Annotated in this window: 15 protein-coding genes and 1 pseudogene; 14 read left to right on the top strand and 2 right to left on the bottom strand. The window is 67.3% G+C overall.

The window, feature by feature from the left end; genetic code table 11:
• Nucleotides 1-38 precede the first annotated feature (38 nt).
• From ACSHXN_RS47830 to ACSHXN_RS47790, 9 genes are all read left to right on the top strand, one after another.
• On the top strand, nucleotides 39-521 hold the full coding sequence (locus ACSHXN_RS47830; protein ID WP_438307141.1) for an Asp23/Gls24 family envelope stress response protein: 483 nt from the start codon (nucleotides 39-41) through the stop codon (nucleotides 519-521).
• A 60-nt stretch (nucleotides 522-581) separates the two neighbouring features.
• Complete coding sequence (locus ACSHXN_RS47825) at nucleotides 582-755, top strand: hypothetical protein (RefSeq protein ID WP_331263117.1); 174 nt, start codon at nucleotides 582-584, stop codon at nucleotides 753-755.
• Nucleotides 756-949: 194 nt separating this feature from the next.
• A complete protein-coding gene (locus tag ACSHXN_RS47820) occupies nucleotides 950-1,162 on the top strand; it encodes a hypothetical protein (RefSeq protein ID WP_438307140.1) in 213 nt (70 codons plus the stop codon).
• A gap of 56 nt (nucleotides 1,163-1,218) precedes the next feature.
• Nucleotides 1,219-1,917 (top strand): DUF6286 domain-containing protein, encoded by a 699-nt coding sequence (locus ACSHXN_RS47815; RefSeq protein WP_438307139.1) that lies wholly within the window; start codon nucleotides 1,219-1,221, stop codon nucleotides 1,915-1,917.
• A gap of 28 nt (nucleotides 1,918-1,945) precedes the next feature.
• On the top strand, nucleotides 1,946-2,551 hold the full coding sequence (locus ACSHXN_RS47810) for an alkaline shock response membrane anchor protein AmaP (RefSeq protein ID WP_438307138.1): 606 nt from the start codon (nucleotides 1,946-1,948) through the stop codon (nucleotides 2,549-2,551).
• Between the two features lie 482 nt (nucleotides 2,552-3,033).
• Nucleotides 3,034-3,621, top strand: coding sequence for a DNA primase (locus ACSHXN_RS47805; protein WP_438307137.1), 588 nt, complete (start codon nucleotides 3,034-3,036; stop codon nucleotides 3,619-3,621).
• A gap of 2 nt (nucleotides 3,622-3,623) precedes the next feature.
• The gene (locus ACSHXN_RS47800) at nucleotides 3,624-4,745 is read left to right on the top strand and encodes an SRPBCC family protein (RefSeq protein ID WP_438307136.1); all 1,122 of its coding nucleotides are present in this window, start codon (nucleotides 3,624-3,626) and stop codon (nucleotides 4,743-4,745) included.
• 187 nt (nucleotides 4,746-4,932) lie between these two features.
• Nucleotides 4,933-5,559 carry a flavin reductase family protein gene (locus ACSHXN_RS47795; protein ID WP_438307135.1) on the top strand — a complete coding sequence of 209 codons (627 nt, stop codon included), beginning with the start codon at nucleotides 4,933-4,935 and terminating at the stop codon, nucleotides 5,557-5,559.
• Between the two features lie 230 nt (nucleotides 5,560-5,789).
• Nucleotides 5,790-6,032 (top strand): hypothetical protein, encoded by a 243-nt coding sequence (locus ACSHXN_RS47790; RefSeq protein ID WP_438307134.1) that lies wholly within the window; start codon nucleotides 5,790-5,792, stop codon nucleotides 6,030-6,032.
• Between the two features lie 228 nt (nucleotides 6,033-6,260).
• Here ACSHXN_RS47790 and ACSHXN_RS47785 read toward each other — a convergent pair.
• Nucleotides 6,261-6,692 (bottom strand): annotated as a pseudogene (locus tag ACSHXN_RS47785) (transposase); the annotation flags it as partial.
• A 210-nt stretch (nucleotides 6,693-6,902) separates the two neighbouring features.
• Here ACSHXN_RS47785 and ACSHXN_RS47780 point away from each other — a divergent pair.
• The 5 genes from ACSHXN_RS47780 (at nucleotide 6,903) to ACSHXN_RS47760 (ending at nucleotide 11,067) form a co-directional block, all read left to right on the top strand.
• Entirely contained in the window at nucleotides 6,903-7,178 is a 276-nt protein-coding gene (locus ACSHXN_RS47780; protein ID WP_438307133.1) for a hypothetical protein, read from the top strand.
• Between the two features lie 725 nt (nucleotides 7,179-7,903).
• Nucleotides 7,904-9,154: an IS21 family transposase gene (istA, locus tag ACSHXN_RS47775; RefSeq protein ID WP_355140598.1), complete on the top strand. Its 1,251-nt coding sequence runs from the start codon at nucleotides 7,904-7,906 to the stop codon at nucleotides 9,152-9,154.
• Nucleotides 9,154-9,948 (top strand): IS21-like element helper ATPase IstB, encoded by a 795-nt coding sequence (istB, locus tag ACSHXN_RS47770; RefSeq protein WP_355140599.1) that lies wholly within the window; start codon nucleotides 9,154-9,156, stop codon nucleotides 9,946-9,948. The genes istA and istB overlap by 1 nt, the downstream gene beginning before the upstream one ends.
• A 179-nt stretch (nucleotides 9,949-10,127) precedes the next feature.
• Entirely contained in the window at nucleotides 10,128-10,292 is a 165-nt protein-coding gene (locus tag ACSHXN_RS47765; protein WP_438307132.1) for a hypothetical protein, read from the top strand.
• A 448-nt stretch (nucleotides 10,293-10,740) separates the two neighbouring features.
• On the top strand, nucleotides 10,741-11,067 hold the full coding sequence (locus tag ACSHXN_RS47760; RefSeq protein WP_438307131.1) for a hypothetical protein: 327 nt from the start codon (nucleotides 10,741-10,743) through the stop codon (nucleotides 11,065-11,067).
• A 31-nt stretch (nucleotides 11,068-11,098) separates the two neighbouring features.
• Here the strand turns inward: ACSHXN_RS47760 and ACSHXN_RS47755 are convergent, their stop codons facing one another.
• The gene (locus tag ACSHXN_RS47755; RefSeq protein WP_355140695.1) at nucleotides 11,099-11,362 is read right to left on the bottom strand and encodes a SpoIIE family protein phosphatase; all 264 of its coding nucleotides are present in this window, start codon (nucleotides 11,360-11,362) and stop codon (nucleotides 11,099-11,101) included.
• Nucleotides 11,363-11,366: the final 4 nt, after the last annotated feature.

Below are 11,366 nucleotides of genomic sequence, written 5' to 3'. Positions count from 1 at the left end.
ATGATGCCCGGTCCGACCGACCGATCGAGGCGACCGCCATGACCGACAACAGCACCAGCATCGGCTTGGACAGGCGGCCGGAAGCGGGCGTGAGCGCGCTGAAGGGCCATCCCGGGGCCGAGGCTCCGGCGGAGACCCGAGGGAAGACGACCATCGCAGACGGCGTGGTCGCCAAGATCGCGGGCATGGCCGCCCGCGAGGTACCGGGCATCCACAACCTCGGGGCGGGCATGGCCCGTGCCATCGGCGCGGTGCGCGAACGCGTCCCCGGCCCGGGCGGCAGTGTCGCGCAAGGGGTGAAGGTCGAGGTCGGGGAGAGCCAGGCCGCCCTGGACCTGGACGTCGTCGTCGAGTACGGCGTCTGCATCGTCGACGTCGCCCGTGACGTGCGCACCAACGTGATCAGCGCCGTGGAGCGGATGACCGGACTGGAGGTCGTCGAGGTCAACATCACCGTCGACGACGTCCACCTGCCCGACGAGGAGGACGAGTCCGAATCGGACGAGGGGCGCGTGAGGTGACCGCCGGGCGTCCGTGGCGCCGACGGGACGTGAGGGTGCTCGCGAGAGGGTGAGTGCGAGATGAACACAGCGATTACGGGGCTGGCAGCAGGCATGGCGCTGGGCTTCGCAGGCTACTTCGGCGGCTTCTGGGCGTTCCTGCTGGTCCTGGTTCTGGGCGTGGCCGGTTTGACGGCCGGCCTCGCCGTGCAAGGAGACCTGGATCTTGCCCTCCGCTCACGGAGGCGTCAGTGAATGCCCGCCCCGGCTCCGCCGTATCCACCGGCAGCGGACCGCCGCCATCGCCGCGAACCGCTGGCCTGCCACCCCCGGCCGAGCGCGGTGCCACGGTCATACCCGACAAGGTGGTCGCCCGGATCGCCGCTCGGGCCGCACGTGCGGCCCAATCCCGGCGCGCCGCTCTACCACCCGAGCGGGGCAGATCGTCAGTGCCCAGCGCCTCCGCGGCCTCCCACACGGGACGGGTGCGCCTGCACCTGGCGCTTGACCTGCCCTATCCCGCAGACCTCCCCTCCCTCTGCGAGCGGATACAGCACGACGTCGCCGAGCGAGTGACTCAGCTGACCGGCCTGCACGTCGGAGAGGTCACCCTGACCGTCCGGCGCCTGGTGACGGCCGCGAACCGGGGACGGGTCCGGTGAGCCTGCCAGATTGCGTCGTACAGCAAGCCGCGCACTCACACGAAGGAGGACCGGCAATGACACCCCACCCGGGCCCTCCCGCTCCAAGCCCCCTGCCGATGGCGCGTCGCAACACCGTGTCGCCGGAGCAGAAGCCGATCGGGCCTGCACCGCCCGAACGCGACGCACCCCGGCCGGATACGGCAGCGCACGACCACAGCAGGCGGCACACCACACACCGTCCGTGGTCCGCGCGCCGCATTCCGGCCGCGGTGGTAGCCGCGGCGATCGTTGTCGCGGCAGGCGCAACACTGATCGACGTCCTGGCTGTACGAGCAGGACGCCAGGCGGCCAATTGGCGCAAGCATCTGGCCGACGAGCTGGCCACCCGCCCGGTGGACGACGTGTGGATGCTCACCGGAGCCGCCGTGGCCGCCGCCATCGGCATCTGGCTGATCGCCCTGGCACTCAGCCCGGGCCTACGCCACTGGCTCCCCCTGCGCTCGCCTGCCGAGTGTCCCGCCCGACTACGGGCTTCACTGAACCGAGACGGTGCCGCTGCATTGCTGCGCGACGCCGCCATGCGGGTCCCCGGCGTCAGCGCAGCCCACGTTCGAGTGCGGCGCCACCGCATCAAAACCCGCGCGGACGTCCGTTTCCGCGATCCGAAGCACGTCAAGGCCGACCTCACCGCCGTCCTGAACGAGGAACGCGAGCAACTCGCCCTCACCCATACCCCCCGCCTCGTCGTACGTGTGCGGCAACGCAACGCTTGAGCGACAACCAGTATCCGGAGCTGCCACCATGACGCCGCGACCCGTACTCAACCGGACGTTGCTGGCCCTCATCGGGCTGGTACTGCTCGGCGGCGGACTGCTGATCATCACCGCCGGGCTCGACCTCTACTCAAGCCACAACCTGGCACCGCCGGCCGGCTGGCCCCTCACCACCCCGGATGACATCCTGCTCAGCTCCGCCGACCGAGTCCGCTGGAGCAGCCAGGGCTGGTGGTGGTGGCCTGCAGTCATTGCCGCCCTCGTCCTCATCACCGCGCTCGCCCTGTGGTGGCTACTGGCCCAACTGTCCCGGCGTCACCAGGGCGGGATACCCGTCGGCAGCCCCCCGCAAGAAGGCGTCGAACTGCGCGCCCGCACGCTCAGCGATGCCATCGCCGCCGAAGCCGGCGCACTCCCCGGAGTCCAGCACGCGAATGTCCGCATCACAGGCCGACTTGCCCACCCGCGTGCCCACATCATCCTCACCCTCACCCCTCAGGGGACACCTGAGGCTGTCCTCAACACCCTCTGCAAGGGCCCGCTGCGCACTGCCCACCAGTCCACCGGCTTGCCCCCTCTACCCACCGAGGCCCGCCTGCGCGTCACTCCTCACAAACCCCACCGTGCCGAATAGGCCCACCACGTCTCGCGGTGTTTGCACGGGAGACGCTGGGCACTCGCTTAAAAGGTCGTGTCCAGGAGGAGGACGCTGCGCAGCTTCAGAGCATGCTGGAACCGGCTGCCGGCGCCGCCAGCGTCGGCCCCGAGTCCACCTGTTGACCGGTCAACCTCTCCTTCTTGGTGACTCAGGCCTCGGCCGGTGAGTTCCTGGCCGCCGTGGAAAAAGAGAGGCCCGCGAGAGCTGTCCGCCCCTCGCAGCGCGAGGTGAACGGACCACTGCCGCCGTACAAGTCGAGCTTGCGGCGCTGCCGAGCCCATGTCGACGAGCACGGGTGTCGGGGGAGAAGCAACCCAAGAGGCTGCTCATAAAGGCTCTGTTGCTGCCGCGGCACTGGCGCGAAGCACCGTCAGGGGAGAGACGTGACCGCCTAAGCCGCGCGACCCTGACTGGGAGCGGCAGGGCCATACATCGGAAACGGTCGATAGGACGACACGATGAACGGACTGGCATTGGGCCTCGCCGTAGGGGCCGGGTACGTCCTCGGACGCACAAAGAAGATGAAGCTTGCATGTGCCGTGGGCTCGCTGGTCGCCGGAAAACGGATGCATCTGAGCCCCAAGGGCGTCGCAGATCTGATCAGCGAGCAACTGCGAAACAATCCGCAGTTCAAGGAGATCGGCGACCAGCTGCGCCAGGACCTGCGCGGAGTGGGCGAGGCCGCCTCCGGACCGCTGGTCGAGCGACAGCTCGAGGGCCTTGCAAAGCGGCTGCACGGCCGTACGGACCGCGCGCGTGAGCAGATCTCCGGTCGTGTACCGGCGACCTCCGACCTGTCCGGCCTCCACGACGAAGAAGAGGAAGCGGGAGAGGAGGAAAAGGAGGGCAGTGGCGAGGCTTCCCAGGGCGAGGAGGCTCCACGCGAGGCGCAGGCGAAGGCTCCGGCCAAGAAGACCTCGGCGACCGCCCGGAAGGCCCCTGCAAAGAAGGGCCCTGCAAAGAAGGCTCCAGCGAGGAAGGCCGCCACCACGAAGGGCGGCGCGCGTCGCGTCACCAGCGGGTCGGCGGGGGAGAGGGGGCGGTGACGATGGCAGACACCGTCGCATCCGGGAACGGCAAGGCGAAGGGCGGACTGTCTCAGCTCGCCCAGAGCGAAGCGGTCGACCACCTCAAGAAGGAGCTGCAGAGCTACCTGGCGGCTCAGGGCCAGCGGATGCTCGCCGGCGCGGGTCGCAAGCTCGGCGAGGCCACCAGCAAGCTCACCGACATCGCCGAGGGCAACGGCCCTGGCCTCACCAAGATGGCCCTGGAAGGCGGACGCAAGCTTGTCGAGGGCAAGGGGCCGCTGCGCGCCCTCATGGAAACGGGCGCAGGCCAGGCCAAGGAGAAAATCGGCGAAGCCGTCCAGAGCGTCACCGGCGGCAAGAGCAAGCGCAAGGGCCGTGCGGGCAGCAAGCCCATCGTCATTCTCGAGTCCATCGATGTCGGTGTGCCGCTGCGCACCGCCTACGACCAGTGGACCCAGTACCAGGACTTCAGCACCTTCGCGAAAGGCGTCAAGAGCGCGAGCCGCGCCGACGACACCCATTCCGACTGGCAGGCCAAGGTGTGGTGGTCCAACCGCAGTTGGAAGGCCCAGACCAACGAGCAGGTGCCCGACGACCGCATCTCCTGGACGTCTGAGGGCGCCAAGGGTACGACAAGGGGCGTCGTCTCCTTCCACTCGCTCGCCGAGAACCTGACGCGGATCGAGCTGCTCATCGAGTACTACCCCAGCGGCTTCTTCGAGAAGACCGGCAACATTTGGCGCGCTCAGGGCCGCCGGACTCGCCTGGACCTCAAGAACTTCGTCCGTTTCATCACCCTGAAGGGAGAGGCGGAGGACAGCTGGCGCGGCGAGATCCGCGACGGCGAGGTAGTCCGCACGCACGAGGATGCCATCGCCGAGGAGGAAGAGGAACCGGAGGGCGAGTACGAGGAAGAGGAGCCCGAGGAAGAGCCTGAGGAAGAGGAACCCGAGGGCGAGTACGAGGAAGAGGAACCTGAGGGAGAGGAACCGGAGGGCGAGTACGAGGAAGAGGAGCTCGACGAAGAGGAACCGGAGGGCGAGGAAGACAATGAGGGCAACGACGAAGAGGAAGAAGAGGAATACGAAGAAAAGCCCGACGAGCGCGACGCCAAGCGGTCGCCCGCCCGGAGCCGGCGCTGATGACACCCGGCAGGCTTGCAGCAACAGTGCCACCGGACGTGACAGTGAGAGCTTTGAACTGGTCGACGTCAATCTTTGACGGTCGCTAGTGCGGCCGTTCATGTTCGAGCCGCCATCTGGCCGACATGGCCTTCCGAAGTGCTGCGCCGCGGGCTCTTCAGAGGGTGTTTATACGGATACTGACTCTATGCGCATCGAATACGACCCCGAGGTGATGGACGGGGCGGACTTCTACAGGTTCCTGACATCGGTCGTCGTTCCCCGCCCGATCGCCTGGGTCTCCACGGTCACCCCGGACGAAGGCATCGCGAACCTCGCCCCGCACTCCTTCTTCAGCATCGCCAGCACCGATCCCCCGGTCGTAGGGTTCACATCGATCGGCCGCAAGGACACCCTGCGCAATATCGAGGCCACCGGGGAATTCGTACTCAACTTCTCGTCCGAATCGCTTTTGGAGTTGATCAACGCCACCGCCATTACCTTCCCCCGGTCGGTCAGCGAGTTCGAGACCGCGGGCGTCGAGCGCGAGGCCAGCAGATGCGTTCGGCCGCCCAGGGTGGCCGTCTCCCCTGTGGTCCTGGAGTGCCGTTCGCACACCACCCTGCGCCTTGGCAATTCCACACTGATCTTCGGACAAGTGGTACATGCCGTAGTGGACAAGGACTACATCGTCGACGGCCGTCCCAGCGTCGAGCTGCTCCGCCCGCTCACCAAGCTCGGTGGCGACGAATGGGGCACCCTGGGCGAGGTCCTGCACCTGCGCGGCATCCACCACGAGGAACCCGACATGCCCCGGGAACGCGATGCGGACTGATTCCGGGTCGAGGACTGTCTGAGCACCACCATCGGCACCGACCCCGAGGGCTGCCCCACCCTCGAGTGGCACTTCGCCCAGGACGTCCTCGACGCCCAGGCCGCCACCGACCGACGGCTGGTACGCGTGCTGACCAACCTCACCGCCGAGCAGGTGCTACTGCGGTACAAGCGCCAGGGAGTGGTCGAACGCCGCTACCACGACTCCAAAGGCCCCTCGCGGTCGCACCCGTGCTCCTGCAGAACGACCGCAGCATCGCCGCCCTGATCACCGTGATCTGCCTGGCCCTGATGGTGTTCTGCCTGATCGAGCGCCAGGTCCGTCAGGCCCTGGGTCCCGAGCAGACCATCCGCGGCCTCTACTCCAACAACCATGCCGTCCGCCAAACCAGCCGCATGGTCTTGTACCACCTCGCCAGCCTAACGATCCGGCCCGACACCGCCACCCGCCCCACCCCCCATCCAATCAACTGAGGAGTCCAGCCACACCTGCTCGAACTCCGGGCATCGACGAAACCCGACCTCGCTAGTGCTCCCGAGTGGCTGCGCACTCGCCGCGGCTGGTCGATGTCTTGTGGCTGGGCTGATGCCATTGAACGGCATGCCGATGGAGAGGACCTGCTGGCGGTGTTCTTCCGTCTCTTGGACGAGTACCGGGCTGAGGCTTGATCGTGCGCTCCCGGGCGCTGGCCGAGTCTGGCGTCACGCTGCAGTTGCCCGTGCGCGTCCGCCCCAACGCAGGCCCTTCTCCCTGCGGATGCGGGCACGCTCCTTCCCTGCGCGGCGAGGACGTCGGGGTGCCGAGCATTCTTGTAACGCCAGCGCAGGTAGGCGTGCAGGGCCCGGCTCTGGACGGTGTGGTTGCGGTGGTGGGAGTTGGCGACAGTGAACTGCAGCGGCCCGAAGTGGGCCTCGATCGGGTTGGCCCAGGACGCGTAGGTCGGGGTGAAGCACAGCTCGACCCGGCTCTTCTTCGCCCAGCGCCGGATCGTGTCGCCTTTGTAGGCGGAGAGGTTGTCCAAGATGACGCAGATCGGGGCACCGTCCGGGCGGGCCGCGCGTATCGACCTGAGTGCTGCCAGCTCCCTTCTTCCGGCGGTTGACGCCCCAGAGGGCGTCGTCGCCCACACACCCGACCTGCAAAATCCGCCTGGTTTGCGACGCCCTCCCGCCCGCTTGCTTTCGTCATCATCGGCCAGACCCCCAACGACTGCATGCAGCTCACCACCGTCATGAAGGCAATTCGCGTTCCCCACACGGAACCTCTGCTAGCCCTTATGCCGCGCCCCGTCTCGCCGTGTCGAGATGGGGCGTAGTCGTACCTCGGACGTAAAGTCCGACCGCGTGGCACACACCTTTGACGAACTCGTGGAGAAGCAGCGCGCGGCAGACAAGGCGCAGGTCCAGGTCGAACAGCTCCGAGACACGTACGGGTCCCCGACCGCGGAGCTGTGGAGCGAGCAGCAGACCGGTACGTACGAGACCGCGTGGCGCGCCTGGCGTGACCTTGGGCGGGACGTACAGGCGGCGATCACCGAGTACGCCAAGGACGAAGGCGTGGCCCGGAACGTTGTTGAGGCGGATGTGAAGAAGCAGGCCCGGCACTCGGAGGCGGACTGACCCTGTTACGGCGCGGGGCCGGCCATGGGCTTTTGGGCCAGGTGCGAGCTCCTCGTCCGTCTCGGGGGTAGGGCGGTCCTCGGGTGCGCGTCGACGGTGTGATCCTTGGCAGGGCGTACAGTCTGCACGATCTCAGCGGGCTCTTTTGCCGGGCGGGCATCAAAGGTTTGACTGAGGTGGATCCGGCGGCCGAGGACCCGATCGAGTAGGTCGGTGAGCTGATCGGGTGGTGTGGAGGCGGACCAGACGTGTGGAAGGTCTGAATCTCTCCTAGAGCCTGATGTCCCCCGTACAGTCGGCATGCACTATGTCGGGAGACGTTGCCACAGATGGCCCGTCGGCCCTCAGATCATTGGGGGCCGGCGGGCCGGGTGCGTTCAGGCCACAGTGTCCGACTGGGTCCCTCATAGGCGTCCACGGGGTCAATGAGGCGGGGACGCAGTCCAGGTGAGTTGATCGTCAGCTCGCCGAAGTTGGCCCAGATCGCCATCGCCGCGTTGTTGAGTTCGGTTCCACGTCCGTCGCGCGAGCCGGATTGGGGTGGCTCTCCGCGGCGCACATCCGCGGTTGGGACCGTGCCAACCCTCGTCAGCCAGGTTCCGCACAGCCCGCGGACGTCACCGTGTTCCTCACTGTCGGCGACGGCTGAAAAGTGGACCAGTAGCGACGCTTGAAAGTTGACCCCCTCCAGTGGTCTGGCTCGTTGAGTCAGGCCGGGAGGAGTGGTGATCAGCGTGGAGGATTGGGCGGAGATCCGTCGGCTTCACCGGGCCGAGCAGATGCCGGTGAGAGCAATCGCGAGGAAGCTGGGGATCTCGAGGAACACCGTCCGCAGGGCCATCGCGGACGACGCGCCGCCGAAGTACCAGCGGGCGCCGAAGGGCTCGATCGTGGACGTGGTCGAGCCGCAGATCCGTGAGCTACTCGAGCAGTGGCCCGAGATGCCGGCGACGGTGATCGCCGAGCGGATCGGCTGGGACCGGGGTCTGACCGTGCTCAAGGACCGTATTCGGGACTTGCGGCCAGCCTACCGGCCTGCGGATCCGGCCTCGCGGACGGTCTATGAGCCCGGCGAGATCGGCCAGTGCGACCTGTGGTTCCCGCCCGCCGACATCCCGCTCGGCTTCGGCCAGGTGGGGCGGCCGCCGGTGCTGGTCATGGTCGCGGGCTACTCGCGATGGATCACCGCCCGGATGCTGCCCTCCAGGTCAGCGGCCGACCTGATCGCCGGGCACTGGCGGCTGCTGACCGAGCTGGGAGCCGTCCCGCGGGTGCTGGTCTGGGACAATGAGGGAGCCGTCGGCTCATGGCGGTCCGGTGGCCCCCAACTCACCGACGAATTCGCAGCGTTCGCCGGACTGCTGGGCATCAAGTTCCTGCTCTGCAAGCCACGCGACCCAGAGGCCAAGGGGCTGGTCGAGCGGGCCAACGGCTATCTGGAGACGTCATTTCTGCCCGGGCGGGTGTTCACCTCTCCGGCGGACTTCAATATTCAGCTCGCCGACTGGCTGACCAGGGCCAACCGGCGTATCCACCGCATCTTGCAGGCCCGTCCGTCGGACCGGCTGGAGGCCGACCGCTCCCGCATGCTCACGCTGCCGCCGATCGCCCCGCCGGGCTGGTGGAAGGCATCGCTGCGGCTGCCGCGGGATCACTATGTCCGCCTGGACACCTGCGACTACTCGGTCCATCCGCTGGCCGTCGGCCGCCGCATCGAGGTTGCCGCGGACCTGGACCAGGTCCTGGTGACCTGCGATGGCGTCGAGGTCGCCCGGCATGCCCGCAGCTGGGCCCGCCATCAGACCATCACCGACCCCGATCACGCGGCGGCTGCCGCTGCCGCCCGCAAGGCGGCCGTCGGCAAGAAGGCGGCACCGACGATGACCACGGAAGTCGAAGAGCGGTCGCTGGACACCTATGACCGGATCTTCGGTGTCATCGACGGCGGCCTCAGCAGGGGCGAGGGAGTCGCGTGATGGCCGCCAAGCAGACGGTGAACAGCCGTGATGTCTCCTCCGAACTGGTCTATCTGACCAAGGCATTGAAGGCCCCGGCCCTGAGGGATGCGGCCATCCGGCTTGCCGAGCGGGCCCGTGACGAGGACTGGAGCCACGAGGAGTATCTGGCTGCCTGCCTGCAGAGGGAGGTCGCCGCCCGCGATTCGCATGGCGCCGAGGGACGTATCCGGGCAGCCCGCTTCCCTTCCCGCAAGTCTCTGGAGGACTTCGACTTCGATCACCAGCGGTCTGTGAAACGCGAGGTCATTGCCCACCTGGGGACGCTGGATTTCGTCGTCGGCAAGGAGAATGTCATCTTCCTGGGGCCGCCTGGCACCGGCAAGACTCACCTGGCCACCGGGCTCGGCATCCGGGCCTGCCAGGCCGGCCACCGGGTGGCCTTTGCCACCGCCGCTCAGTGGGTGGCCCGCCTGGCTGAAGCACATCAAGTGGGCAGGCTCAGCGATGAATTGACGCGGTTGGGTCGTACCCCGCTGATCATCGTGGACGAGGTCGGCTACATCCCCTTCGAACCCGAGGCCGCGAATCTGTTCTTCCAGTTCATCTCGGGCCGCTACGAACGGGCCTCGGTGATCGTGACCAGCAACAAACCCTTCGGACGATGGGGCGAGGTCTTCGGCGACGACACCGTCGCAGCCGCCATGATCGACCGCCTCGTTCACCATGCCGAAGTCATCTCACTCAAGGGCGACAGCTACCGCATGCGCGGCCGCGACCTCGGACGGGTTCCCGCAGCGAACGCCGGGGAATGACCAACATCGAAAGACGCAGGGGGTCACTTTTCGTCCGTCGGCAGCGGCTCACAATTCAGCCGTCGCCGACACCTCACGAACTTCAGCCCCGCACAGATCGAACCCGCATGTTGATTGTCTGCGAGCGCTAACGACCTCGGGCTCGATAAGAGTTGACGCAATCCTGGCTTGGTGAATCCATGCTGCTCACAGCCTCGCTTCTTGACGGCTGGCTGCGCTGGCGCGCCTTCATGGTGGTTTCACGCGCGGGCTGGCAGTTGTTGATCCACCCAGATGACTTTGCCGTCCGGGATGTGGCGGGTACCCCATCGGCGGGACAGTTGAGTGACGAGGCCGTGTTATAGAAGTTGCTGGTGGGATGGGTGGGTCGTCCGGGGAAGTCGCGGGTGGCCATCCAGATGGTGAGGTAGCGGTGATCCGATTGATGCTGGTCTCGGTGACGACGTCATGTTCGCGGCGGGTGGTATCGCGGCGGACGACCTCGTAGCCCTTCGTCCAGGACGGCGACGGACGTGAACCAGGCCGGGTCGTCGATGTTGCGCAGGCCCTCACGATGTCCTGGAGTCCTACCAGTTCACCACGGGCGTACGGCGTGGTCGGGCCGCTGGCATCTCCGCTACGCCCCCTTCTCCCACGCTCTGGCTGGAGTTGAGGATGAGGGGGCAGGATGGGCGGCGCGGACGCTGCCGGGGATCGAGGCGCGCTCGCCGGTGTCATGCGCCGGGGCCGCTGACGGTGCGGCGGCCCGAGAAACGGGCACGGCGCTAGGGTGCCGCAATGAGGTTGCGCGGAGTGTTTATCGCATTGTTCCTGGTCCCGCTGGCGTGGGGGGTGATCACCCTGCTGAGGGCCGGGGCGGCCTACGGCGTCCCGGACTGCCCGGGGGTCCAGCTGGACGAGGACGGCGAGGACCACCCCGGCCGCATGCGGCCGCACTACACCTGCACGCTCGACTACAACATCAACGGCGGCGATTCGACCGGCACGGCCACGTACGATCAGCTCAAATACGCTCAGGAGGTGAAGCGTGGCGACCTCTTGGGCCAGGGTCTGCTGTACACGCTGTACGGAACGGCGGGCACGGCCGCCACCGTGATCGCCACCCGGTCACGGCACTAGGTCTGGCCTAGGTCTTCCAGTCCCCACCGGTTCAGCTGCCGGGCAGCGAGAGTTCGGGCACGGCTGACGACGGCAAGATCGCTGGGGAACTGCCAAGAAGCAACCTGGTCTGCGTTGAGCACGTGGGTCCGTGCGAGGAGCTATCGACTGTGGAAGAGCACAGATCGTCCAGTGTGTGGTGAGGCCGTGCGAGGGCCGCGCGCAGACGGTTCATGCCGGCGCTGATGTCCTGGTCGCGGGCCTCGATCAGACCGTCGGTACAGAGGGCGAGCAGGCTTCCTTCAGCGCGTTCCAAAGTT

The sequence above is a fragment of the Streptomyces sp. HUAS TT11 genome, from assembly GCF_051553595.1.
In the GTDB taxonomy this organism is placed as follows: Bacteria; Actinomycetota; Actinomycetes; order Streptomycetales; family Streptomycetaceae; genus Streptomyces.
The sequence above is the reverse complement of the archived record's forward strand: the minus strand, read 5'-3'. Positions and strand labels throughout refer to the sequence as shown.